Raw genomic sequence first — 23,263 nt, 5'->3', positions numbered from 1 at the left:
TACTCTTATATAAAATAAATTATTCTTTCTTGTTTATAATTATTTTAGTTTGAATCTATTTTTCTATCTGTTATAATGAAAAATGACAGTGCAAGGGAGGGCCTTCGGTATGGAAAACAGAATCGATAGAATAAAAAAACAGTTGCATACGTCAAGTTATAAATTAACACCTCAACGTGAAGCGACAGTCCGTGTTTTACTTGAACACGAAGAGGCTCATTTGAGCGCGGAAGATGTATACCTCCTCGTCAAAGAGAAGTCGCCTGAAATCGGTCTTGCTACTGTATACCGTACATTGGAGCTGCTAACGGAGTTAAAAATCGTTGACAAAATTAACTTCGGCGACGGTGTTTCTCGGTATGATTTACGCAAGGAGGGGGCTGATCATTTTCACCATCACTTAGTTTGCATCGAATGTGGAGCCGTAGATGAAATCCAGGAAGATTTACTTGAAGACGTAGAAGCAATTGTTGAGCGGGATTGGAATTTTAAAATTAAAGACCATCGTTTAACATTTCACGGCATTTGTTATCGTTGCCAGGATAAAGAAAATAAAAAAGAGTAAAACCTTTTCTTTAATGGAAAAGGTTTTTTATTTTTCAGCTAAAGTATTCGATCACCTCCAAAAATAGGTATAATCCTTGTCCGACTGGGCATATCCTTTACTAATAGATTGTTTTGGAGGATCGGTTATGAAATCGTGGCTTAAACTCGTATTTCAAACGGTTAAAGTTTTTATTTTGTTCACAGGATGCACAATTCTTTTTTATTATGGTATTATGTGGATAAATCAAGAATATCAAAGTTATCACCGTTATGACGAACCGAAAGGAGCGGCAGTCAAGGTTTCCGGTTATGAATCGGACAATGAAACTTCCTGGCTGGACCGTTTGAAACTTTTTTATTTAAATGGGGAGTAATGAATCTATGGAAAACCGTTTGAAAGATTTTTTGCATTTCCTCATTGTAGAAAAAGGCCTGGCAAAAAATACGATTGTTTCATATGAACGGGATTTAAAAAGTTATTTAAAATACTTAAAAAATATTGAAACTGTAACAGATTTAAATCATGTTCAACGAACACATATAGTTCATTTTCTTAAGTTTTTAAAAGACCAAGGAAAGTCTTCGAAAACACTTGCAAGGCATGTGGCATCAGTCCGGGCTTTCCATCAGTTTTTGTTGAGGGAAAAAGCGGCAGACCATGACCCAACTGTACATATTGAATCTCCGCAGCTTGAGAGAAAACTGCCGAAAGTGCTGAGCCTTGAAGAAGTTGAAACACTTCTTAATGCACCTCGGCTGGACAACCATTTTGGCCTCAGGGACAAAGCAATGCTTGAATTGCTTTATGCAACAGGTATTCGCGTCAGCGAGTTAATTGGCCTGAATGTTGGAGATGTCCACTTGTCTATGGGATTTGTACGCTGTATCGGAAAAGGAAACAAAGAAAGAATCATCCCGCTTGGCAGAACGGCAGCTAAAGCGATTGACAGCTATTTGAATAACGGCCGCAAAAAATTTATGTCAAAAAAGAGTTCAGAGGAAGCATTGTTTTTAAACCATCACGGAAAACGGTTAACGAGGCAAGGTTTTTGGAAAATATTAAAACGACTGACAAAAGAAGCGGGTATCGAAAAAGAATTGACACCACATACGCTGCGTCATTCATTTGCTACCCATCTTCTTGAAAACGGCGCTGATCTTCGTGCAGTTCAAGAAATGCTTGGACATGCGGATATTTCTACAACACAGATCTATACACATGTGACAAAAACGAGATTGAAAGATGTTTATAGCCAGTTCCATCCCCGCGCATAGAAGATTGATAGTATTTCAAAAAGCTGCCTCTCAAATTGTGCAGCTTTTATATGTTTATTACTTTCAGTTTTTTGTAAAATAGAAATAAAGAAGTCAGACTTCTGACGAATGCAATTCGGTATTCGTCAACTAAGAAGGTGGTAACATAAAGTGAAACTTGGGATAATAATATGGAATTTCATGTAAACGTATTCAAACTAAGGGGGAGAATGAATGTACTCATTTCCATATAAACGAATATTTTTAATTGTCATGGATTCGGTCGGCATCGGAGAAGCACCTGATGCTGAAAAGTTTGATGATAAAGGGGCTGATACTTTAGGCCACATTGCGGAAAAAATGGGCGGACTCCATATGCCGAATATGGGGAAACTGGGGCTTAGCAATATAAGAGAAATTAAAGGAATTGCAAAAGCGGAAAAACCTCTTGCATATTACACAAAAATGAAGGAAGCATCAAGCGGAAAGGACACAATGACCGGGCATTGGGAAATAATGGGACTGCATATTTCAACGCCGTTTAAAGTATTTCCTGACGGCTTTCCTGCTGAGCTTGTTTCTGAGCTTGAATCGCGAACAGGAAGGAAAGTTATTGGAAATAAACCTGCAAGCGGAACGGAAATCATTAAAGAGCTTGGCGAAGAACATATGAAAACCGGGGCATTAATTGTCTATACTTCTGCAGATTCCGTACTTCAAATTGCAGCTCATGAAGAAATCATTCCAATTGAAGAACAATACAAAATTTGCAAAATTGCCCGGGAGCTAACTCTAGATGAAAAATACATGGTCGGGCGGGTCATCGCAAGACCATTCGTTGGAGAGCCTGGCAGCTTTAAAAGAACATCCAATCGTCATGATTATGCACTAAAACCTTTCGACCGAACCGTTATGAACGAGTTGAAAGACTCCGGATTTGATGTGATTGCGATCGGAAAGATCAATGATATTTATGACGGAGAGGGCGTAACAAAATCATTGCGGACTGTTTCAAATATGGATGGAATGGATAAGCTTCTCCAAACGCTTGATATGGACTTCACTGGACTTAGCTTTTTAAATTTAGTTGATTTTGATGCACTTTACGGGCATCGCCGCGATCCATTGGGATATGGAAAAGCGCTTGAGGAATTTGATGCAAGACTTCCTGAAGTTTTTTCGAAATTGAAGGAAGAAGATTTATTAATCATTACTGCTGACCACGGAAACGATCCGGTACATAAAGGGACTGATCATACACGTGAATATGTGCCACTTCTCCTGTATTCAAAACAATTTGTTGAAGGAAAAGAGTTGCCTGTTCGTGAAACGTTTGCTGATATCGGCGCAACGATTGCTGACAACTTTAATGTAAAAATGCCTAAATACGGAAAAAGTTTTCTTGGCGATTTAAAATAATGGGAGTGGAAAAAATGGATTTTGATAAAATTCAGCATGCTGCACAATTTTTAAAAGGTAAATATTCTAAGACGCCTCAGATCGGGCTGATTCTCGGATCTGGTTTAGGAGTACTGGCAGATGAAATCGAAGATCCTGTAAAAATACCCTACAGTCAAATTCCGGAATTTCCTGTTTCTACTGTTGAAGGCCACGCGGGACAGCTTGTATTCGGGGTGCTGAATGAAGTTGTAGTAGTTGCCATGCAGGGCCGTTTTCATTATTACGAAGGATACAGTTTTGATCAAGTTACTTTCCCTGTAAGAGTGATGAAAGAACTTGGTGTTGAGACATTAATTGTGACGAACGCTGCGGGCGGCGTAAATGAAAGCTTTTCTCCCGGCGATTTAATGTTGATTTCTGATCATATCAATAACATGGGGTCTAATCCGTTAATTGGGCCGAATGATTCAAGGCTTGGCGTACGGTTTCCGGATATGAGCGAAGCTTATTCCAAAGAGCTGCGAAGTCTGGCTAAAGAAATTGCAAAAAAATTGAACATCAGAGTCCAAGAGGGTGTTTATGTAGGCAATACAGGCCCCACTTATGAGACTCCGGCTGAAATAAGGATGATTCGAACCCTTGGCGGGGATGCAGTAGGTATGTCGACCGTTCCGGAAGTCATTGTTGCAAGACATGCAGGTTTAAAAGTACTTGGGATTTCGTGTATTTCCAACATGGCTTCAGGAATTCTTGATTCCCCTCTAACCCATGATGAAGTGATTGAAACTACAGAAAAAGTAAAGGCAAACTTTTTAAGGTATGTTAAAGAAATTGTGAAAGAAATAGGGAAATAAGAAACCGGAAGAAGTGGTGATGAATAATGAGGATGGTTGATTTAATAGAAAAAAAACGGGATGGAAAAGAACTGACGACAGAGGAAATCCAGTTTATTATAAAAGGCTACACAGACGGGTCGATTCCTGACTATCAAATGAGTGCATTTACAATGGCTATTTACTTTCAAGGCATGACTGAAAGAGAACGGGCTGATTTAACGATGGCAATGGTTGAATCAGGAGATCAAATCGATCTTTCGAAAATAGAAGGGATTAAAGTTGATAAACATTCCACAGGGGGAGTCGGTGATACGACAACGCTCGTTCTTGGTCCGCTTGTTGCATCTGTCGGTGTACCTGTTGCCAAAATGTCTGGCCGCGGACTTGGTCATACAGGTGGAACGATTGATAAGCTGGAATCTGTTCCGGGTTTCCATGTGGAAATTGATAATAACACATTTATTGATCTTGTCAATAAAAACAAAATAGCTGTCATTAGCCAGAGCGGAAATTTAACTCCCGCTGATAAAAAGCTTTACGCTTTAAGAGATGTAACCGCAACGGTCAATAGCATTCCACTTATTGCAAGCTCGATTATGAGCAAAAAAATTGCTGCAGGTGCAGATTGCATTGTATTAGATGTTAAAACAGGTGCGGGAGCTTTTATGAAAACACTTGAAGATTCCCGGGAACTCGCAAGGGCAATGGTTCGGATTGGCAACAATGTCGGAAGGAAGACCATGGCTATTATTTCGGATATGAGCCAGCCGCTAGGTTTTGCAATTGGAAATGCATTGGAGGTAAAGGAAGCAATTGATACGCTCAAAGGGGAGGGGCCGGAAGATTTAACAGAACTTTGCCTGACGCTCGGAAGCCATATGGTACTTCTTGCTCAAAAGGCAAATTCTTTGACTGAAGCACGGCAAATGCTTGAAAAAGCTATTCAGAACGGTTCTTCTTTGGAAACGTTAAAAGTATTCCTAAGCTCTCAAGGGGGAGATGCTTCAGTTGTGGATGACCCGTCTAAGCTTCCACAAGCAAAATATACATTTGAACTAGAGGCAAAAGAAGATGGGTTTGTGTCAGAAATCGTTGCTGATGCAGTAGGTACAGCAGCCATGCTTCTCGGTGCAGGCAGAGCTACAAAAGAATCTGAGATCGATTTGGCAGCGGGCCTCGTCCTTCGTAAAAAAATCGGCGACCAAGTGAAAAAAGGAGAATCATTGGTCACAATATACAGCAATTTTGAAAATGTAAATGAAGTAAAAGAAAAATTATATGAAAACATCAAAATATCTCCTGAAAAGGTGAACCCGCCAAAATTGATTCATGAAGAAATTACCGGATAATCTATACATAAAAGAGGCTGACTTTTTGCTTTTATAGTCAGCCTCGTTTTTTTTATTTTTAACCAAGGAAACAATTGTATAAAAATGTTTAAAATGGAAAAAATGGAGTTTATAAAGAATGGAGGGTTATGCCATGAAACGAAAATTCTCTATGATGGTTATCTCATTTTTCATGTTTTCTATTATGTCAACGCAAGTGTTTGCAAAAGAGAAAAACGACGTACAGCTTGTTGATAACGTCCGGTCTGCTATTTTAATTGAACGGGATACTGGTACCGTATTGTATGAGAAAAATATGCAAGAAAAATTGCCGCCAGCCAGCATGACAAAGATAATGACGATGCTGTTAATTATGGAGGCTATAGACGAAGGCAAACTAAAAATGGACGAAAAAATCCGGACGAGTGAATATGCTGCATCGATGGGAGGTTCGCAAATATTTCTTGAACCGGGTGAAGAAATGACTACAGAGCAAATGCTTAAAGGAATTGCGATCGCTTCAGGCAACGATGCCTCTGTTGCAATGGCAGAAAGAATTGCAGGATCGGAAGAAGCATTTGTCGATATGATGAATAAAAAAGTAAAGGAATTAGGTCTAAAAAATACCAAATTCCAGAATGCGACCGGTTTGCCTGCGAAGGATCAATACAGTACAGCATACGATATGGCTATGATGGCGAAAGAACTTTTGAAATATGATAAAATAACGAAATTTACAGGTACATATGAAGGATACCTGCGTGAAAATACGGATAGGAAATTTTGGTTAGTAAATACAAATAAGCTCGTTCGTTTTTATCCGGGGGTAGACGGGTTGAAAACCGGTTTTACGAATGAGGCTAAATATTGTTTGACGGCAACCGCTGAAAAAAACGGAATGCGTGTCATTGCTGTTGTGTTTGGTGCTCCAACGTCCAAGGAGAGAAATGCACAAATAACAAAATTGCTTGATTATGCTTTCAGTCAGTACGAAACACATCCGATGTACAAACGAAAGCATGTTATGGGCAAGGCTAAAGTAAGTAAGGGAAGTATGAAAACAGTTGAAGCCGTGACAAGTGAACCAATTTCGATCTTAACGAAAAAAGGCGAGAACATGAAGAGCGTAAAAAAGGAAATTGTCATTAATAAAAATATTAAGGCTCCTGTCAAGGTAGGAGATGAAATAGGCTCAATAAAATTGATCAAAGATGGCAAAGTTCTTGTAGAGAGCCCACTTGTCGCAAATAAAAATGTTGAAAAAGCCACATGGTGGCAGCTCTTTAAACGGTCTTTTGGAATTTTCACAAAATCAGGCAGTTAATTTTGTCGAAAACAACTTTACCAATTCTACTTTTAGCGAATTCTCACTAGTTTTGTCTCATAGGAAGGATATAAAACATTCAATCTCGAATTGACTCACTATAAGGTGACACTTTCATAAGCAGAAAAGAAATATATGCTAATGATCGTCATTAAATAACCTGTCGGGTATATTGGCCGTAAATTCTTCTTGAAAAATGGGGGAAATGCCCGGTCAGTTAAGCTTGATACCAGAAAAGGAGGCCGTATAGTGAGTCTTAACATTGAATTGGAAGTGAAGAATGATGTCCTTTGCATTCGATTAAGCGGAGAGCTTGACCACCATACTGCAGATAATCTTCGTGAACAAGCAACAAAAAAAATCGAAGAGTTTCAAATTCGTCATATCGTCTTAAATCTGGAGCACCTCTCCTTTATGGACAGTTCGGGACTGGGAGTCATTCTCGGGAGATATAAGCAAATCAAACAAAGACACGGCGAAATGATTGTTTGCGCAATTTCCCCATCTATTGAAAGATTATTCAATATGTCCGGCTTATTTAAAATTATTCGGTTGGAGCCGACGGAAGAATATGCTTTGCAAAGATTGGGGGTTGCCTGACAATGAAAAATGAAATGAATTTGCAGTTTAGTGCTTTAAGTCAAAATGAATCATTTGCCAGAGTAACTGTAGCGGCTTTTATCGCCCAACTCGATCCGACAATGGATGAATTGACTGAAATTAAAACGGTTGTCTCAGAGGCTGTTACGAATGCCATTATTCATGGGTATGAAAATGATCCAAAAGGGATTGTTTATATTTCTGTGTCCATTGAAGACGAAATTGTTGATATGACAATAAGAGATGAAGGGGTTGGCATTAAGGATATTGAAGAGGCGAGACAGCCTCTCTTCACTACGAAGCCAGACTTAGAGCGATCCGGAATGGGATTTACCATTATGGAAAATTTTATGGATGAGGTTCAGGTTCATTCGCAGCCTGGCAAGGGTACAGAAGTCCGTTTGAGAAAGCTTTTATCAAAAAGCAAAATGCTTTGCAATTAAGGAGTCTTGCTTATGGATGTGGAGGTCAAAAACGGTAATAGTCAAACCTACCTTAAAGATAATGAAGTCAAGGAATTAATAAAAAAGAGCCAGGCAGGAGATCAGGCATCCAGAGATTTGATCGTCCAAAAAAATACGCGCCTTGTTTGGTCTGTCGTACAAAGGTTTTTAAATCGAGGCTATGAACCTGATGATTTATTTCAGATTGGCTGCATCGGCCTGCTCAAGTCTGTTGATAAATTTGATCTTTCATATGATGTAAAGTTTTCTACTTACGCAGTTCCGATGATCATTGGCGAAATCCAAAGATTTATCCGTGACGACGGAACAGTCAAGGTCAGCAGATCTCTTAAAGAAATGGGAAACCGTATTCGTAAAGCAAAGGATGAATTATCGAAGAGACTGGGACGAATTCCGACTGTTTCAGAATTATCCGAATATCTGGAAATCCCGCCAGAGGATATTATCCTTGCTCAGGAAGCGATCCGAACTCCTGCTTCGATTCATGAAACAGTATATGAAAATGATGGTGATCCAATCACCTTATTGGACCAAATTGATGATGGGGATGAAGGAAAATGGTTTGACAAAATCATTTTAAGAGAAGCGATCCGCGAACTGGAAGAACGGGAAAGATTAATCGTTTACTTGAGGTATTATAAAGATCAAACACAGTCAGAAGTAGCAGCAAGACTCGGCATATCACAAGTGCAAGTATCAAGGCTGGAGAAAAAAATCCTTCAGCAAATGAAAGACCGTATGGACACTTAATTCCATATGGTCTTTTGTTTTTTTGTCCATTTTCTTTAAGACCTTCATGATCTATCAAATATTTCCACACAGAGCAATTTTTGGCCTTCATGAAAAAATTACTAGAAACTCATACTATTTACGAGGAAATAAATGTGTGGGAAGTGAATGTAATGGAAAATACGATCTACATTCGCATGCGCAACCGAATTCAAGCCAATCCGGAGCAATCCCTATTTCTAAAAGATATTGTCCAAATTATTGCGGATGAAACTCTAATTAGAAGGCTGGAAAAAATTCAGATTTATCAAATCACAAAAAAAGATAGGAATATGATTGTGATCGACGTGATGAAAGTAATCTCATCCATTAAAGAAGTATGTGGCAACTTGGAAGTTCAAGCGATAGGACCTGCTCAAACAATTATCGAAGTCATTTATAAACAAAGTAAGGTATCTGTCCCTCTCTTCGTGTTCATTTGGTTTTTGTTATTTTTCGGTTCAGCATTGGCAATTATGAATTTTCATGAGGATGTCAGCATGCAAATCGTTCAGCAGAGAATTTATACAATCATAACCGGTAAAGAAGTAAAAAAACCTTTATTATTCCAAATTCCTTATTCAATTGGATTAGGACTTGGAATGATCCTTTTTTTCAACCACATATTTAAGAAGCGAATCAACGAAGAACCAAGCCCTCTTGAAGTAGAAATGTTTAACTACCAGCAAAATCTGGATCAATACGTCATTATGTATGAAAACAAAGAAAATATGAAGAAATTGCATGATAGTTAATATTCTTTTTGTCATTATTATCGGATTTGCTGGTGGTTTAACAGTAGGGGCCGGCTTCGTAGCATTCTTAACAGTTCTTGGAATAATTCCGAGGCTTACACAGCTTTCAAAAACAATGAAAATGATTCGCTCCTACGAATGTGCGATCGTGATTGGTGCCGTGTCAGGAGCACTCGCAACATTAAGAGACACAAGTTTTTCGCTTTCACCTGTCTTTTTGATTCCATTAGGGCTTGCTGGAGGGATATTTGTCGGATTATTGGCTGCTGCTTTAACTGAAGTATTAAATGTATTTCCAATTCTTGCAAAAAGGGTAGGGGTTCAAGAGAAGATCATTTCTCTTTTAATGGCAATCGTTTTAGGTAAAGTATTCGGGTCTTTATTCCAATGGTTGTACTTCATCGACCGGTAAATTTTACAAACTATTTTAATATAAAAAATGGTTCAATCGATTTTGGAAAGGAATGGATTTTATGACAATAAAGGATGAAGAAAAAAAGCCATTGCCTGAGTCTGTGGATGAAATCGAAAATTATATGAAACAGCGGATCGGGCTTGGCGAAAGTTTTGATCTCGGTGTCAGGAAACTGAAAATCTTAAGAAAAGACGTCCACATTTATTATGTGAACGGGCTTTGTGAAACCCGATTTATTATTGAAATTGTTGAAGAGCTTGTAGCCATCAATGATCATGAAAAACTGTCAACCAACCTTTTCAAAATAATTGAAAATCGCCTTGTCCATCAATCTGTACAACCAATAAAAACACTAGATGATTTAGTCCTTCAAGTTCTCTCAGGATTAATTGTTGTTGTAGTTGATGGAGAAGCAACCGGTTTTGTCATTGATGTCAGAAGCTATCCGGGCCGCCAGCCGGAAGAGCCGGATACCGAAAAAGTTGTTCGCGGGTCACGTGATGGATATGTTGAAAACATTATTGTCAATACGGCTCTAACAAGAAGAAGAATCCGGGATGGAAGACTGCGATTTGAAATTCTAAAAATAGGCGAAAGATCCAAAACTGACATTGCAATCGGATACATCAAGGATATCGCCAATCCTGATCTAATCAATATTATAAGAAAAGAAATTCAGGCAATAAAGATAGACGGTCTTACGATGGCAGACAAAACCATTGAAGAATTTCTGTTAAAACAGGGATATAATCCATTCCCGCTTGTCAGATATACAGAGAGGGCAGATGTAGCTGCTACTCATTTATTGGAAGGCCACGTTATTATTTTCGTTGATACATCGCCAAGTGTTATGATTACTCCAACAACGTATTTTCATCATTTGCAGCATGCCGAGGAATACAGGCAATCGGCTGCTGTAGGAACAATGTTGAGATGGATTCGTTTTATAGGGGTTATTGCATCATTGTTTTTGCTTCCATTATGGTTATTATTTGTATTAGAACCGTCTTTGCTTCCGGAAAAGATCGCATATGTTGGACCAAATAAACAAAGCAACATTCCGACTGTGATTCAACTATTCCTTGCGGATATAGGAGTGGAATTTTTAAGAATTGCCGCCATTCATACCCCTACTCCGTTATCAACGGCAATGGGCTTAATTGCTGCTGTTTTGATCGGACAAATTGCTATTGATGTCGGCCTTTTTGTACCGGAAGTGATTTTGTATCTTGCTGTAGCTTCAATTGGAACCTTTTCAACACCAAGTTATGAATTAAGTATAGCCAATAAAATCGTTAGACTGTTGCTTTTGGTGGCAGTGGCGATTTTTCACATACCCGGTTTGGTAGTAGGAATTACACTTTTTATACTTTTCTTGGCAAATATTCGTTCTTTAAATACACCGTATTTATGGCCATTATTGCCCTTTAATCCAAAAGCGTTTTTACAAATCCTTATTCGCCGGTCTGTTCCCGGGTCAAAAATACGCCCAAGCATCATTCATACAAAAAATCGATACCGCCAACCGACATAAGAAAAGCAGAAGCATTATGCAACTTGAATCAATTGCGAATTTTCAAATCTTATGGTAAGTTTGTTTTTATTAAAGAATCCATTAAAGGGCAGAAATCAATACCTACTTGAAAGATTCTATTCATTTGTTTATATTCAAAATAATTCATTTTTAATAAATATTCGGGATCGACATATTGAGTGATAAGGGGAATGGGAACAGAAATGTATTTTCATGGCACAACAAAGGTAAATGAAAAGGGACATTTAGAAATCGGCGGAGTGGATACGATCGAACTTGCACAAAAGTATGGCACGCCTCTATATGTATACGACGTTGCTTTAATTCGCGAGCGGGCTAGAGGGTTTAAAAATACGTTTGATGAGCTTGGTATTAAAGCTCAAGTTGCATATGCAAGCAAAGCATTTTCTACAGTAGCAATGATTCAGCTTGCAGAAGAGGAAGGCTTGTCACTGGATGTTGTATCAGGCGGAGAGCTTTATACAGCTTTGGTCGCAGGTTTCCCTGTTCATAAAATCCATTTTCATGGTAATAATAAAAGCAGAGCCGAACTGGAAATGGCATTGGAGCACCAAATAGGCTGCATTGTTGTAGATAATTTTCATGAACTTGATCTTATTGATTCCATATGTTCCGAAAAGAATGTAAAAACAAATATTCTTTTGAGAGTAACTCCAGGAATTGAGGCTCATACGCATGACTATATTTTAACGGGGCAGGAAGACTCTAAGTTTGGGTTTGACCTTCAAAACGGCCAGGCTGAAAAAGCACTTCAAATTGCGTTAAATTCAAACTTTGTTGAAGTTCTCGGGGTTCACTGCCATATTGGTTCACAAATTTTTGATACTACCGGATTTGTTCTAGCAGCAAGAAAAATCTTTGAAAAATTAAAGGAATGGAAAGATAGGCTGTCATACGAGCCAAAAGTATTAAATCTTGGAGGCGGATTCGGAATTCGTTATACAGAGGAAGATGATCCTATTCCAGCATCTCAATATGTGAAAGAAATTATTAACGAAGTGAAAAAACAAGTATCCGCTTATTCCATGAAAATGCCTGAAATTTGGATTGAACCTGGGCGTTCTCTTGTTGGTGATGCTGGAACAACATTATATCAGATCGGTTCTAGGAAAGATGTCCCAAACGTGAGGCATTATGTGGCTGTAGACGGAGGTATGAGTGACAATATCCGCCCCGCTTTGTACAATGCTAAGTATGAAGCTGTATTGGCAAATAAACCACTTGCGAAAGCGGATGAAACAGTTTCAATTGCAGGCAAGTGCTGTGAATCAGGAGATATGCTTATATGGGATTTGCCTCTTCCTAAAGCGGACAGTGATGATATACTTGCTGTCTTTTGTACCGGAGCATATGGTTATTCAATGGCAAATAATTATAACCGGATTCCAAGGCCGGCCGTGGTATTTGTTGAGAATGGGGAATCAATGCTTGTAGTGAAACGGGAAACATATGAGGACCTCGTCCGCAATGATCTGCCTTTAAAAGAAAGAGTAAGATACTAAGCTGCCGGTTCTCGGCAGCTTAGTTACTAGAAGATGGATTAAAAATGCATTTTAGTGTAGAATTAGGAACAGCTTATTGTTTATATTATAGGCTGGGAGGATCTGATTCATTTATGAAAAAAGAAAATTGGTTGGTGTTTTCTTTTATTCTTGTCATGTCGTTGCTATGGGGATGTTTCTATTGGTTCTTTATTGCGCCTATACAATGATATAAAATGACCTTGACAAGAAATTGAAGAATTGCCATCATTTTTATATGATAAGGTCAATTACTAGACACGCCATAACACATTTCAACATATACTAAATGTCAAAGTTCATAAATTGGTGAACAAAAAAGTTCGAATTCATTAATGAGGGATCAGTATGTTAATACGTTATAAGAAAGCATTTGAAAAAATAGCAATGGGACTTTTATCCTTTATGCCAAATGAGAAGGATTTGAAGAAACTTCAGCAAACGATGAAGCAGTATGAAACCGAAGAAGACCGACAGTTGTTTCTGTGGAAGGAAGAGGAAGATATTATCGGCCTTATAGGTGTACTTGTTGTTAATGAATACGAAGTCGAAATACATCATATATCTGTTAACCCTTCACATCGTCATCAAGGTATAGGCAAGAGTATGGTAAAGGCATTAAGAGATATTTATCCTGATAAAGAGCTGATACCAAATGAAAATACAGCGGCTTTCATAGAAAAATGTGAGATTTGTCATGGCAGTGAATAATGATTATTCGCTGCCTTTTTTCTTTCGATTGATCATTGCAATTTCCCGTTCTTTTATGACCGAGCTCCTGTCTCTAAATCGATGTTTATTGATAAGAAATTCATTTGTTAAATCACTTTTATTGCACCAGATAAACCCTTTTCTTTTGCATTCTTTTTCGCAGACCGCTTGTAATAATTCATCGGTAATAGGAAGATTATAGCTTTTGTATGGTTTATTGGATGTTATGAGTTCTAAATGTTCTGAAAGAATTTTTATAAGTTTGAATGAATCAAGGCCAAGCTGAGCCAATTCATTTTTCCTTATTTCAAGGATTTTCAAGGATTTTTCAAGTGTCCGGTGTGCTCCGCTGAAGTTATTGCGTCTATGATGATAATTGGCTACTGCCATCAATATCAATCCAACCCAAACGGAGCTTTTGTCCCCTTTTGCAACCTTCTTCCAATATTCTTCTAAAATTTCATGGCACTCAAAATAATCACGGTCTCCATGAAAATGAGTAAGAAATTGAATATACTCGTTTGAATACATATGTTCACTCCCCGGCAAATGTACTTATAAGTTTAACACATTCCAATTCGGGAATAAAAAGAAAATGCCCGGAATTGACCGGGCATTTTTATGCGCTTCCGCATTTCTATTTAAAACCAAGATGCACCGACAATAATTAGAAGAATAAACAAAACAACGATTAACGCAAAACCAGTTCCATATCCGTAGCCTTTTCCATCAGACATAAATATACCTCCTGTTGGGTCAATTTCTTTATTCAGTGACATCATATGTTCATCACGTATCATTTGTATGGGCGGATGAATGAAAAAAACATGAGAGACCGAATCAATAGGAGCAAATTTCTATTGGATAACATTTGTCAATCCTCTATACTAATATTAGCAGCAGCTGATTGCTGCGAATTACGATTTTGGTGGGTAATTTATGGAATATAAAGTTAAGATTGATGCTTTTGAAGGACCGCTTGATTTACTCCTTCATCTCATTAATCGGCTTGAAATTGATATTTATGATATTCCAGTAGCGGATATTACAGAGCAATATCTCATGTATATACATACGATGAAGGAACTCGAGCTTGATATTGCCAGTGAGTATTTAGTTATGGCTGCTACACTTCTCGCGATCAAAAGTAAAATGCTTCTCCCAAAACATGAAGAGGAACCGTTTGGTGACAATTTTGAAATGGACATGGAGGAAGATCCAAGAGATGAACTTGTGGAGAAGCTGATCGAATATAAGAAATATAAAGAGGCTGCAAAAGAGTTAAAGGAACTTGAGACAGAGCGAGGACTAATGTTCACAAAAGCACCAAGCGATTTATCAAAGTATGCAAAAGAAGAGAATAGTGAAAAACTGAATCTTAATGTCACAATTTACGATATGATTAGTGCCATTCAAAAACTTTTGAGAAGAAAAAAACTCCAAAAACCGCTGGCTACGAAAATTTCCAGACAGGAAATTTCCATTGAAAAAAGGATGGCTGAAATCATGGAGGAATTACATCACTTCAAAGGGCGAAAAAGTTTCTTTGACCTGTTTCCTGTTCCGGAAAAGGAACAAATCGTTGTTACGTTTTTGGCTATTCTTGAATTAATAAAACGGAATGAAATAAATGTGGAACAGGAGCATAATTTTGCCGAGATTTTTGTTTTTTCAATGGAAGGAGTAGAAACGGTTGAAAAGCATTAATTGGAAAGGAATTGTTGAAAGCCTTTTATTTGCCGCAGGGGATGAAGGGCTTTCCTTAAAGCAAATTGCAGATGCTCTTGAAGTAGAGGAACAAAAAGCTCAAGAAATTCTTGATGAAGTGAAGAAAGAATATGAGGAAAATAACTCAAGAGGAATTATGCTTGTCCAGCTAGCAGGGACTTATCAGCTAGTAACAAAAAAAGAAAATGCGGTATATTTAAGAAAACTTGCGGAGTCGAAAGGTACGTCCCATCTCTCTCAAGCAGCATTAGAAACTCTGGCGATTATTGCTTATAAACAGCCAATCACCAGAGCAGAAATTGAAGAAATTCGAGGGGTAAAAACAGAGCGCCCAATTCAGACTTTAACTGCCAAGGCACTGATCAAAGAAGTTGGTAGAGCTGAAGGGACAGGAAGGGCCATTCTTTATGGCACAACAAAGGAATTTCTTGATTATTTCGGATTAAAAAGCATTGAGGAGCTGCCCCCTCTTTCCGAAAATGAGGAGGAAGATTTTGTTCAAGAAGAAGCAGATTTGTTTTTTGAAAAGTTTCAAGAAATTGATTCCTGACTTTTCTGACACATTTGCAGCCATTTTATGATAGAATAAATTTAACTTTTTTGAGGATGCTTCATCCTTTCTAAATGAAAACTTCGCATAACTCCCCGATGTTTTCAAAGCAATAGAAAATTAACGGGGTTACAAGCTGCATTCTTCGTTTGAACTTTAGTTCAGATGCAATAATTTTTTTCATAATTTTCGGGGGTGGAAAGATGGGGAATACGATTGTGAAAAATCAGGTTGAAGAAGTAAAAAATTTTTTGGAAAAAACGGTGTCAGAATTGGAACAGTTTCTTAATGAAACAACCCTGTCAGGATTAGAAAAAGAGTTGCCGGGTGATAAAGAATATTATAAAGTCATCCTTTCCCACATTCGTAAACTGCTCGTGCATTGTGAAGAAGGGTTGGATGCATGCAAAGTGATTATGAATAGCGAACCTTTCTCTAAAGGGGCTGCTGAAAAAATTCTTTATCGGATTTATCATCAATGTATTGAAGAATTTTTCTCACCTAAAAACGACGTCTGGTATGAGGACAGCCGATCTGCTTATACGGGTAAAAATTCTATTAAAATGCGGAGTGAGGTTCCTGACAGCATAAGTGCTGTTCTTAAAAGTCTTGAAGGGGATTTTCAGCGAATTCGGGAAGAACTAGAATATTATGAGACTGATTATCGGACAAAAATGATTCAGTCGAAATAAAATACTTGGCAAAGAGCGGTAATCAATCTTAATACCGCTTTTTTTTATGACCTTAAAAAAGAATAAAGAATGATTTTAAAACCCGCTTCATACGATGAAAAAGGAAATGACCAGGAAAGCGGGGACTTAGATGAGTGGATTTAAAGATTATGTGAAAAACGTATATACGTGGAATAATCAGCTGAGAGAATTTTTGGAAACCGAACAAGTCGATAAAGATGAAGAAATCTGGTCGAGGCTTGATACGTTCACAGAAATTATCGAGGGGATTCATCACCCACTTTCACCAGAAGAATTTGCCCGTCTTCAGTTACAAGTTGAAGAACTGCACGGTGAAATGGAACGATATTTTGCCGAAAGACAGCAGGTAGGGTCTATTTGGATAAGTGAACCATCAGTAGCAACCGGAAAACATCAATTGCCTCCATTGCCTTACCAATATAACGCTTTAGAGCCCTACATCTCGGAAGAGATAATGAGACTTCATCATGATCAGCACCACCGTTCTTATGTTGAAGGATTGAACAAAGCTGAAACAGCTTTGGAAAAAGCAAGAGAATCAGGGGATTTATCGTTTGTAAAACACTGGTCAAGGGAACTTGCATTTCATGGATCAGGCCATTATTTGCATACGATTTTTTGGAATAACATGAGCCCGAATGGGGGAGGAAGGCCAAAAGGGAAACTTCTGACAGAAATTGAAAAATATTTTGGAAGCTATGAAACTTTTAAAAAGCAATTTTCTGAAGCTGCCAAACAAGTAGAAGGTGTTGGCTGGGCACTTCTTGTTTGGTCTCCAAGGTCACGGCATTTGGAAATTCTACAATCCGAGCTGCACATGATATTGACTCAGTGGGATACCATTCCTCTCCTTGTCCTTGATGTTTGGGAGCATGCCTATTATTTGCAATATAAGAACCGGCGTGCTGAGTATGTTAAGAATTGGTGGAAAATTGTAAACTGGCGCGACGTTGAAGAACGGTTTGATAAAGCTGAAAAACTAAAATGGAGACCGTTTTAAAAAAATAAACGAAGTAATGCAGGAAAACCGATCAGCGGTTTTCTTTTTTTGTGGAAAAGGGGCGGAGCTGTGCTGACAGAAATAGAAAGGCAACCTATTTTAAGCAAGATACATATTTTAGCTTTGTAAATATTTTGTGCTTGGCTCCGCTCACACCGCCTTATTATGTTAATTATGTTTTAAAATGAAGCCTATTTTCATGTTTTGGTTAGGAATTTAAAACTCATGCACGTTTTTTATGCATGTCCTCGTTGGAGAGGGCATAGACTTGTACAAACAATTTTAAAGAGACGAGGTTTCTGGAATGATTGGGAAGTGGAAACGAGCAATCTGTTTACTCATTATTTCTATGATATGGTTAAATATCCCGCAGAAAATTGAAGCTTCTGTTTCTGTTAGTGCTTCCTCCGCGATTTTAATTGAACAGAACTCTGGAAGGATTTTATATGAGAAAGATGCTTTTACGAAAAGGAGAATTGCAAGTATTACAAAAATCATGACTGCTATCCTTGCAATCGAGTCAGGAAAGCTGAATGAAACCGTTAAAGTTTCAGAGCGGGCATCAAGAGCAGAAGGATCTTCGGTTTTTTTAAAACCGGGTGAGAAGATTAAATTGGAAGATTTAGTGTACGGGTTAATGCTCAGATCCGGTAATGATGCAGCAGTTGCGATAGCGGAACATGTAGGAGGAAGTATTGAAGGGTTTGTTTATTTAATGAACAAAAAAGCGGAAGAAATTGGCATGTCAAATACTCATTTCGCTAATCCACACGGACTTGATGATCATGAGGATCATTATTCGACTGCATATGATATGGCATTATTAACAAGGTATGCGATGATGAATAAAAAATATCGAGAAATATCTGGGACTAAGGTTTACCGGGCTCCAAACCCGGATGAAAGCTGGGATCGGATTTGGCGAAATAAAAATAGGCTGCTCACAGAGATGTATGAGTATTGTACAGGGGGGAAAACAGGTTATACGAAAAGAGCTAAGAGAACACTTGTTTCAACTGCCGAGAAGGACGGAATGAATTTAATTGCTGTTACTTTAAATGGGCCAGATGATTGGAATGACCATATCCATATGTATGAAATGGCGTTTAACAATTATAAAATGGCCGAGATTTTACCGAAAGGTATGGTAAAAGCCGTGAAAAATTCATTTTATAAGAATCATTTATATCTTAATCATCCGTTCTTGTTTCCATTAACAGATCAGGAAAAAGACAAGTTAAGAGTAGAATATAAATTAATCAAACCTAAGAAAAAATGGGAAAAGGAATGCGGAGTCTCTAACATAGTCGGAAAGGCGATCGTTTATTTAGATGAAAAAATGTTGGCAAGCCAGCCAATTTATTATCGCAATTCTGAAACGAATGATGAATCGTTTTTTGATTTTTTTAGAAATATATTTACTTTAGTTATTGGTGTTAAGAGCAATGGTTAACTATATCTGGGTTTTTTTGATGGTAATCGGAATTGTCTTTGGAATGATCAATGGAACTATAAATGAAGTAAATGAAGCAATATTTAAGGGTGCCAAGGAAGCCGTAACACTTTGCATAGGTCTTATAAGCATTCTTGTGTTTTGGCTTGGCATGATGAGAATCGCCCAAGATTCGGGGCTGTTAGTTAAAATGTCCATGTTTTTTCGTCCTCTTGTCAAACGTTTATTCCCGGAAGTTCCTCCAGATCATCCTGCAATGGGCTACATCCTGTCAAACATGATGGCAAACATGTTCGGACTAGGAAATGCTGCAACACCCTTGGGAATTAAAGCGATGGAACAATTAAAGGAATTGAACGGAGGCAAAAACAGTGCCAGCAGGTCTATGATCACTTTTTTGGCCATTAACACTTCAAGTATTACTTTAATACCGACAACGGTGATAGCAATCCGCATGAATTATCATTCTGCTAATCCGACAGATATTGTCGGACCGACATTAGTTGCAACATGTTGTTCTGCAGTTGGAGCTGTCTTGATTGATCGTTATTTTTATTACCGACGAAAACGAAGCCGTAAAGGATGAATCTTATGGAAATCATATCAACGATTTCGCTCTGGATTATTCCGGTGCTTATCGGATTGATTTTAATTTATGGAACATATAAGCAAGTTCCTACTTACGAAAGTTTTGTTGAAGGCGGAAAAGAAGGGATAAAAATCGCTGTTTCGATTATCCCATTTTTGGTAGGAATGCTGGTTGCCATTTCGGTTTTTCGGGCATCCGGAGCACTTGAATTCCTGATGGATCTTATAAGGCCGGGAATAAAGGCGATTGGAATTCCGCCGGAAATTGTTCCTCTTGCCATTATCCGGCCTATATCAGGCAATGCAGCGTTAGGAATGACAAGTGATTTATTGGCAGCATATGGGCCTGATTCTTTTATCGGCAGACTTGCTTCTGTATTTCAAGGAAGTACTGATACGACTTTTTATGTTCTGACTGTTTATTTTGGTGCAGTTGGAATAAAAAAGATGGGCGATGCTTTGAAAGTTGGATTGTTGGCTGATCTCGTCGGTTTTGTGGCAGCATTTGCCGTTGTGATGCTTATTTTTGGAAAATAATAGGACAAGAAAAGATGCCTTGAAAACAGGTATCTTTTTTATTGTCATAATAATAAATAGCGACACTTTGATTTCAAGCTAATTTGTGTCATAATTCATAAGGGTAAAGTGAATTTTTTGCTGACCATTAAAGAGGTGACATAAATGGAAAGGCTTCAAAAAGTAATTGCTCATGCTGGAGTCGCTTCAAGGCGCAAGGCAGAGGAGCTGATTTTACAAGGAAAAGTGAAAGTGAATGGAAAAGTAGTGAAAGAATTAGGGGTTAAAGTCAGTCCGTCTGATAAAGTAGAAGTGAATGATATTCCAATTGAGAAAGAAGAGCCGGTTTATTTTCTTTTTTATAAACCGAGAGGGGTGCTTTCCAGTGTAAGTGATGATAAAAATAGAAAAGTAGTGACAGATTTTTTTCCGGATATAAAGCAGAGGATCTATCCGGTCGGCAGGCTGGATTATGATACATCAGGACTTTTACTATTGACAAATGACGGGGAGTTTGCCAACCTTCTCATGCACCCGCGAAATGAAATCGAAAAAGTATATGTCGCAAAGACGAAGGGAATACCATCGAAAGAAAAATTAAAAAGCTTGGAGAAAGGAATTAAGCTGGAAGATGGAGTAACCGCCCCTGCAAAAACTAAACTGTTATCGTTTGACAAAAGAAAACAAACAGCTATTATTGAAATCACGATTCATGAAGGACGCAACAGACAAGTACGCCGAATGTTTGAAGCGATTGGACATCCAGTCTTAAAACTCAAACGCGAAAGATACGGTTTTTTAACACTCAAAGGTTTAAAAACTGGAGATATAAGGGAACTAACCCCACATGAGGTCAAACAGCTTAGAGCTCTTGCACAAAAATAAACGTGCGGAAAGTTCATATAACTTTCACACTTTCCTTTTTTTATAAACAATGTGTCTATCATGGAAAATGTTATAATAAAATGAAATGTTATGAATAACCTTTTGTGTGTCTTTTACATATAACCTAGCATGCTTATTCCGAATGTGCTTGCACTTTTAGAATATGGAGGGTAATCATGAAAAAACAGCGTTTAGTTCTTCGAACATTGATTTTAATTGTACTTGGGGCTGCTGTTGCCTATACACTCTATGAGAACTTTAAAAAAGATGAAATTGAAAAAGTAGTGATTGGCGAAAAAGCCCCAGATTTTGTGTTAACAGATTTAAACGGTAAAAAACACCGTCTTTCCGATTATAAGGGCAAAGGCGTGTTTTTGAATTTTTGGGGAACGTGGTGTAAACCGTGCGAAGAAGAAATGCCATTTATTAATCGCCAATACAATAAATTCAAAGAAAAGGGCGTCCAAGTATTGGCAGTAAATGTAGGTGAATCTGATTTTGCTGTGAAGAAATTTGCAGAAACTTATAAGTTGGATTTTCCGATTTTGAACGATAAAAGCGGGGATGTTCAATCTGCATATAGAATAGATCCCCTTCCGGCAACTTTTCTGATTGATAAGGATGGAAAAGTGATTAAATATCACAAAGGTGAACTTACCGAAAAAATGGTTAATGATTTTATGGAGCAAATTAAACCATAAGTTACAGGGAGTTTTTATATATGAATCAAGTAAAATGTGAATGCGGGCACGTAAATCCGCACGGCACCGTATTATGCGAAGCTTGCGGAAAAGCACTCGGTGAACTGGAGAATGATAAAACAATTGTTGATATGCGTTATGAGGGAAGCGCAAGGCGCTCACAAACGTATAATAAAACGATCATTGATAAAATATGGAATTTTTTCTCGTCCGTAAAGGTCGGAGTTACGCTGATTGTTATTACATTGATTGCTTCCGCAATAGGAACGATTTTGCCTCAGGAAATGTACATTCCACCGGTTATGCCGGCCTCAGAATATTATGAGGATCAATATGGCTGGTTTGGTAAAATTTATTATGAACTAGGATTTCATAATTTATATAGTTCATGGTGGTATCTTGCCTTAATCGCTTCGATCGGAATTTCACTTGTGATCTGCAGTTTGGACAGGGTAGTTCCGTTGTATCGTGCTCTCAAAAAACAGCGAGTTACTAGACACGAAGAATTCTTGAAGCGTCAGCGAGTATTTGGTATTACAGATGCTGCCGATGTAAGTGATGAAACATATGAGAAAGTAAAAGAAAGGCTGAAAAAAAGACGATACAATATTAGAGAAGAAAATGGTAATATTCTTGCTGAAAAAGGCCGTTTTTCTCGGTGGGGACCGTATGTCAATCATGTCGGCTTGATTATTTTCTTAATTGGTGCAATGCTTCGATTTGTCCCAGGGATGTATGTTGACGAGGTCCTTTGGGTTCGTGAAGGGGAAACGAAGGTGATCCCTGAAACAAACGGAAAGTACTATTTACACAACAATAAATTTTCACTAGAACTTTATAATAAAGATAAAGACAATGAAGTATTTAAAGAAGCAATCGACCGGGCTGGAATGGTTGTAAAAAAATATCAATCTGATGTTACTCTTTATAAGAAAAAGGGTAATACAGTAGCGGGAGAAAAGCCTGAACTCAAAAAAGTAGAAGACTATAAAATTCGTGTTAATAAGCCCCTGAAATTTGATGATTTTGCTATCTATCAAGTTGACTACAAGTTAGATGAATTAAATAAAATGTCATTTAGTTTGATTAACAAGAAAACGAAAAAGAGTTATGGAACAGTTACAATTGACTTATATAACCCTAAAACAAAATATGATTTAGGAAATGGATATTCCGTTGAGCTGTTAAGCTATTTTCCTGATTTTGAATTTGATGAGAACAATAAGCCTGTAACGAAATCAAAGATTCCTAACAATCCTGCTTTTGTTTTTAAAATGTACGCACCTGATAAGCCAAAGGGAGAAGTAAGTTTTGTTGCGATACGGCAAACGATTGAGCCTTTTGGAAATAATGAATATAAAATGGCATTTAACGGAATTGAAACGAAAAATGTTTCAGGTTTAACGGTTCGAAAAGATTCGACGCTCTGGATCATTAGCCTTGGCGGTGTTATTTTTATGATAGGTGTTGTGCAAGGAGCGTACTGGAATCACCGCCGGATATGGATTCGAAAAATAGGTGATGAAGTATGGGTGGCTGCCCATACAAATAAAAACTGGCACGGCCTTAAAAGAGAAATACAAACGGTATTTGCTGACACTGGAATAAACGAACCGGAAGATCAGCTGCATTCCGACACTAAAAATTAGGAG

Annotated in this window: 27 protein-coding genes; 25 read left to right on the top strand and 2 right to left on the bottom strand. The window is 37.9% G+C overall.

Features of this window, described 5'->3' with window-relative positions:
- Positions 1-109 precede the first annotated feature (109 nt).
- The 15 genes from BMMGA3_RS10675 (at position 110) to BMMGA3_RS10605 (ending at position 13,477) form a co-directional block, all read left to right on the top strand.
- Complete coding sequence (locus tag BMMGA3_RS10675) at positions 110-565, top strand: ferric iron uptake transcriptional regulator (protein WP_004435433.1); 456 nt, start codon at positions 110-112, stop codon at positions 563-565.
- A gap of 127 nt (positions 566-692) precedes the next feature.
- The gene (locus tag BMMGA3_RS10670) at positions 693-920 is read left to right on the top strand and encodes a YqzK family protein (RefSeq protein WP_004435430.1); all 228 of its coding nucleotides are present in this window, start codon (positions 693-695) and stop codon (positions 918-920) included.
- 7 nt (positions 921-927) lie between these two features.
- Positions 928-1,821 (top strand): site-specific tyrosine recombinase XerD, encoded by an 894-nt coding sequence (gene xerD, locus BMMGA3_RS10665; protein WP_004435429.1) that lies wholly within the window; start codon positions 928-930, stop codon positions 1,819-1,821.
- Between the two features lie 213 nt (positions 1,822-2,034).
- On the top strand, positions 2,035-3,219 hold the full coding sequence (gene deoB, locus BMMGA3_RS10660) for a phosphopentomutase (RefSeq protein WP_004435428.1): 1,185 nt from the start codon (positions 2,035-2,037) through the stop codon (positions 3,217-3,219).
- A gap of 14 nt (positions 3,220-3,233) precedes the next feature.
- Positions 3,234-4,055, top strand: a complete 822-nt coding sequence (locus BMMGA3_RS10655) for a purine-nucleoside phosphorylase (protein WP_004435421.1) — start codon at positions 3,234-3,236, stop codon at positions 4,053-4,055.
- A 26-nt stretch (positions 4,056-4,081) separates the two neighbouring features.
- On the top strand, positions 4,082-5,386 hold the full coding sequence (locus BMMGA3_RS10650; protein WP_004435418.1) for a pyrimidine-nucleoside phosphorylase: 1,305 nt from the start codon (positions 4,082-4,084) through the stop codon (positions 5,384-5,386).
- A 133-nt stretch (positions 5,387-5,519) separates the two neighbouring features.
- A complete protein-coding gene (locus tag BMMGA3_RS10645) occupies positions 5,520-6,689 on the top strand; it encodes a D-alanyl-D-alanine carboxypeptidase family protein (protein WP_004435415.1) in 1,170 nt (389 codons plus the stop codon).
- Between the two features lie 249 nt (positions 6,690-6,938).
- A complete protein-coding gene (gene spoIIAA, locus BMMGA3_RS10640) occupies positions 6,939-7,289 on the top strand; it encodes an anti-sigma F factor antagonist (protein WP_004435414.1) in 351 nt (116 codons plus the stop codon).
- Positions 7,290-7,291: 2 nt separating this feature from the next.
- Positions 7,292-7,732 carry an anti-sigma F factor gene (gene spoIIAB, locus BMMGA3_RS10635; RefSeq protein WP_004435412.1) on the top strand — a complete coding sequence of 147 codons (441 nt, stop codon included), beginning with the start codon at positions 7,292-7,294 and terminating at the stop codon, positions 7,730-7,732.
- Positions 7,733-7,744: 12 nt separating this feature from the next.
- Positions 7,745-8,503 carry an RNA polymerase sporulation sigma factor SigF gene (sigF, locus tag BMMGA3_RS10630; protein ID WP_004435409.1) on the top strand — a complete coding sequence of 253 codons (759 nt, stop codon included), beginning with the start codon at positions 7,745-7,747 and terminating at the stop codon, positions 8,501-8,503.
- 152 nt (positions 8,504-8,655) lie between these two features.
- On the top strand, positions 8,656-9,276 hold the full coding sequence (locus tag BMMGA3_RS10625; protein WP_004435403.1) for a stage V sporulation protein AA: 621 nt from the start codon (positions 8,656-8,658) through the stop codon (positions 9,274-9,276).
- Positions 9,266-9,688: a stage V sporulation protein AB gene (locus BMMGA3_RS10620; RefSeq protein ID WP_004435402.1), complete on the top strand. Its 423-nt coding sequence runs from the start codon at positions 9,266-9,268 to the stop codon at positions 9,686-9,688. Before BMMGA3_RS10625 ends, BMMGA3_RS10620 begins: the two co-directional genes overlap by 11 nt.
- Before the next feature lie 61 nt (positions 9,689-9,749).
- Positions 9,750-11,225, top strand: coding sequence for a spore germination protein (locus tag BMMGA3_RS10615; protein WP_004435400.1), 1,476 nt, complete (start codon positions 9,750-9,752; stop codon positions 11,223-11,225).
- 203 nt (positions 11,226-11,428) lie between these two features.
- On the top strand, positions 11,429-12,748 hold the full coding sequence (lysA, locus tag BMMGA3_RS10610; RefSeq protein WP_004435398.1) for a diaminopimelate decarboxylase: 1,320 nt from the start codon (positions 11,429-11,431) through the stop codon (positions 12,746-12,748).
- A 366-nt stretch (positions 12,749-13,114) separates the two neighbouring features.
- Positions 13,115-13,477 (top strand): GNAT family N-acetyltransferase, encoded by a 363-nt coding sequence (locus BMMGA3_RS10605; RefSeq protein ID WP_004435396.1) that lies wholly within the window; start codon positions 13,115-13,117, stop codon positions 13,475-13,477.
- 3 nt (positions 13,478-13,480) lie between these two features.
- Here the strand turns inward: BMMGA3_RS10605 and BMMGA3_RS10600 are convergent, their stop codons facing one another.
- Together BMMGA3_RS10600 and BMMGA3_RS10595 are read right to left on the bottom strand one after the other, a co-directional pair.
- Complete coding sequence (locus BMMGA3_RS10600) at positions 13,481-14,008, bottom strand: DUF309 domain-containing protein (RefSeq protein WP_004435394.1); 528 nt, start codon at positions 14,006-14,008, stop codon at positions 13,481-13,483.
- Positions 14,009-14,118: 110 nt separating this feature from the next.
- Positions 14,119-14,214 carry a YjcZ family sporulation protein gene (locus BMMGA3_RS10595; RefSeq protein ID WP_004435392.1) on the bottom strand — a complete coding sequence of 32 codons (96 nt, stop codon included), beginning with the start codon at positions 14,212-14,214 and terminating at the stop codon, positions 14,119-14,121.
- Positions 14,215-14,416: 202 nt separating this feature from the next.
- Here BMMGA3_RS10595 and BMMGA3_RS10590 point away from each other — a divergent pair, with 202 nt between their 5' ends.
- From BMMGA3_RS10590 to BMMGA3_RS10545, 10 genes are all read left to right on the top strand, one after another.
- Positions 14,417-15,184: a segregation/condensation protein A gene (locus BMMGA3_RS10590; RefSeq protein WP_004435390.1), complete on the top strand. Its 768-nt coding sequence runs from the start codon at positions 14,417-14,419 to the stop codon at positions 15,182-15,184.
- Positions 15,171-15,755 carry an SMC-Scp complex subunit ScpB gene (scpB, locus tag BMMGA3_RS10585; RefSeq protein WP_004435389.1) on the top strand — a complete coding sequence of 195 codons (585 nt, stop codon included), beginning with the start codon at positions 15,171-15,173 and terminating at the stop codon, positions 15,753-15,755. The genes BMMGA3_RS10590 and scpB overlap by 14 nt, the downstream gene beginning before the upstream one ends.
- 203 nt (positions 15,756-15,958) lie before the next feature.
- Entirely contained in the window at positions 15,959-16,447 is a 489-nt protein-coding gene (locus BMMGA3_RS10580) for a YpuI family protein (protein WP_004435387.1), read from the top strand.
- A gap of 130 nt (positions 16,448-16,577) precedes the next feature.
- The gene (locus BMMGA3_RS10575) at positions 16,578-17,468 is read left to right on the top strand and encodes a superoxide dismutase (protein ID WP_004435384.1); all 891 of its coding nucleotides are present in this window, start codon (positions 16,578-16,580) and stop codon (positions 17,466-17,468) included.
- 304 nt (positions 17,469-17,772) lie between these two features.
- Positions 17,773-18,921, top strand: coding sequence for a D-alanyl-D-alanine carboxypeptidase family protein (locus tag BMMGA3_RS10570; protein WP_004435382.1), 1,149 nt, complete (start codon positions 17,773-17,775; stop codon positions 18,919-18,921).
- Positions 18,914-19,507, top strand: a complete 594-nt coding sequence (locus BMMGA3_RS10565; protein ID WP_004435380.1) for a nucleoside recognition domain-containing protein — start codon at positions 18,914-18,916, stop codon at positions 19,505-19,507. Before BMMGA3_RS10570 ends, BMMGA3_RS10565 begins: the two co-directional genes overlap by 8 nt.
- 5 nt (positions 19,508-19,512) lie before the next feature.
- Positions 19,513-20,046: a spore maturation protein gene (locus BMMGA3_RS10560; RefSeq protein WP_004435378.1), complete on the top strand. Its 534-nt coding sequence runs from the start codon at positions 19,513-19,515 to the stop codon at positions 20,044-20,046.
- 144 nt (positions 20,047-20,190) lie between these two features.
- On the top strand, positions 20,191-20,910 hold the full coding sequence (gene rluB / locus BMMGA3_RS10555; protein ID WP_004435376.1) for a 23S rRNA pseudouridine(2605) synthase RluB: 720 nt from the start codon (positions 20,191-20,193) through the stop codon (positions 20,908-20,910).
- 176 nt (positions 20,911-21,086) lie between these two features.
- Positions 21,087-21,611, top strand: coding sequence for a thiol-disulfide oxidoreductase ResA (gene resA / locus BMMGA3_RS10550; RefSeq protein WP_004435374.1), 525 nt, complete (start codon positions 21,087-21,089; stop codon positions 21,609-21,611).
- 20 nt (positions 21,612-21,631) lie between these two features.
- Positions 21,632-23,260, top strand: a complete 1,629-nt coding sequence (locus tag BMMGA3_RS10545; protein WP_004435372.1) for a cytochrome c biogenesis protein ResB — start codon at positions 21,632-21,634, stop codon at positions 23,258-23,260.
- Positions 23,261-23,263 lie beyond the last annotated feature (3 nt).

The sequence above is a fragment of the Bacillus methanolicus MGA3 genome (assembly GCF_000724485.1).
Taxonomy (GTDB): Bacteria; Bacillota; Bacilli; order Bacillales; family Cytobacillaceae; genus Bacillus_Z; species Bacillus_Z methanolicus_A.
Note: the sequence above shows the minus strand (reverse complement) of the source record. Positions and strands in the feature narration are given on the sequence as shown.

Bases quoted from the DNA above. Each gene is read 5' to 3' on its own strand.
- BMMGA3_RS10675 (WP_004435433.1), top strand. From the start codon at position 110: ATGGAAAACAGAATCGATAGAATAAAAAAACAGTTGCATACGTCAAGT.
- BMMGA3_RS10670 (WP_004435430.1), top strand. From the start codon at position 693: ATGAAATCGTGGCTTAAACTCGTATTTCAAACGGTTAAAGTTTTTATT.
- xerD (WP_004435429.1), top strand. From the start codon at position 928: ATGGAAAACCGTTTGAAAGATTTTTTGCATTTCCTCATTGTAGAAAAA.
- deoB (WP_004435428.1), top strand. From the start codon at position 2,035: ATGTACTCATTTCCATATAAACGAATATTTTTAATTGTCATGGATTCG.
- BMMGA3_RS10655 (WP_004435421.1), top strand. From the start codon at position 3,234: ATGGATTTTGATAAAATTCAGCATGCTGCACAATTTTTAAAAGGTAAA.
- BMMGA3_RS10650 (WP_004435418.1), top strand. From the start codon at position 4,082: ATGAGGATGGTTGATTTAATAGAAAAAAAACGGGATGGAAAAGAACTG.
- BMMGA3_RS10645 (WP_004435415.1), top strand. From the start codon at position 5,520: ATGAAACGAAAATTCTCTATGATGGTTATCTCATTTTTCATGTTTTCT.
- spoIIAB (WP_004435412.1), top strand. From the start codon at position 7,292: ATGAAAAATGAAATGAATTTGCAGTTTAGTGCTTTAAGTCAAAATGAA.
- sigF (WP_004435409.1), top strand. From the start codon at position 7,745: ATGGATGTGGAGGTCAAAAACGGTAATAGTCAAACCTACCTTAAAGAT.
- BMMGA3_RS10625 (WP_004435403.1), top strand. From the start codon at position 8,656: ATGGAAAATACGATCTACATTCGCATGCGCAACCGAATTCAAGCCAAT.
- BMMGA3_RS10620 (WP_004435402.1), top strand. From the start codon at position 9,266: ATGATAGTTAATATTCTTTTTGTCATTATTATCGGATTTGCTGGTGGT.
- BMMGA3_RS10615 (WP_004435400.1), top strand. From the start codon at position 9,750: ATGACAATAAAGGATGAAGAAAAAAAGCCATTGCCTGAGTCTGTGGAT.
- lysA (WP_004435398.1), top strand. From the start codon at position 11,429: ATGTATTTTCATGGCACAACAAAGGTAAATGAAAAGGGACATTTAGAA.
- BMMGA3_RS10605 (WP_004435396.1), top strand. From the start codon at position 13,115: ATGTTAATACGTTATAAGAAAGCATTTGAAAAAATAGCAATGGGACTT.
- BMMGA3_RS10600 (WP_004435394.1), bottom strand. From the start codon at position 14,008: ATGTATTCAAACGAGTATATTCAATTTCTTACTCATTTTCATGGAGAC.
- BMMGA3_RS10595 (WP_004435392.1), bottom strand. From the start codon at position 14,214: ATGTCTGATGGAAAAGGCTACGGATATGGAACTGGTTTTGCGTTAATC.
- BMMGA3_RS10590 (WP_004435390.1), top strand. From the start codon at position 14,417: ATGGAATATAAAGTTAAGATTGATGCTTTTGAAGGACCGCTTGATTTA.
- BMMGA3_RS10580 (WP_004435387.1), top strand. From the start codon at position 15,959: ATGGGGAATACGATTGTGAAAAATCAGGTTGAAGAAGTAAAAAATTTT.
- BMMGA3_RS10575 (WP_004435384.1), top strand. From the start codon at position 16,578: ATGAGTGGATTTAAAGATTATGTGAAAAACGTATATACGTGGAATAAT.
- BMMGA3_RS10570 (WP_004435382.1), top strand. From the start codon at position 17,773: ATGATTGGGAAGTGGAAACGAGCAATCTGTTTACTCATTATTTCTATG.
- BMMGA3_RS10565 (WP_004435380.1), top strand. From the start codon at position 18,914: ATGGTTAACTATATCTGGGTTTTTTTGATGGTAATCGGAATTGTCTTT.
- BMMGA3_RS10560 (WP_004435378.1), top strand. From the start codon at position 19,513: ATGGAAATCATATCAACGATTTCGCTCTGGATTATTCCGGTGCTTATC.
- rluB (WP_004435376.1), top strand. From the start codon at position 20,191: ATGGAAAGGCTTCAAAAAGTAATTGCTCATGCTGGAGTCGCTTCAAGG.
- resA (WP_004435374.1), top strand. From the start codon at position 21,087: ATGAAAAAACAGCGTTTAGTTCTTCGAACATTGATTTTAATTGTACTT.
- BMMGA3_RS10545 (WP_004435372.1), top strand. From the start codon at position 21,632: ATGAATCAAGTAAAATGTGAATGCGGGCACGTAAATCCGCACGGCACC.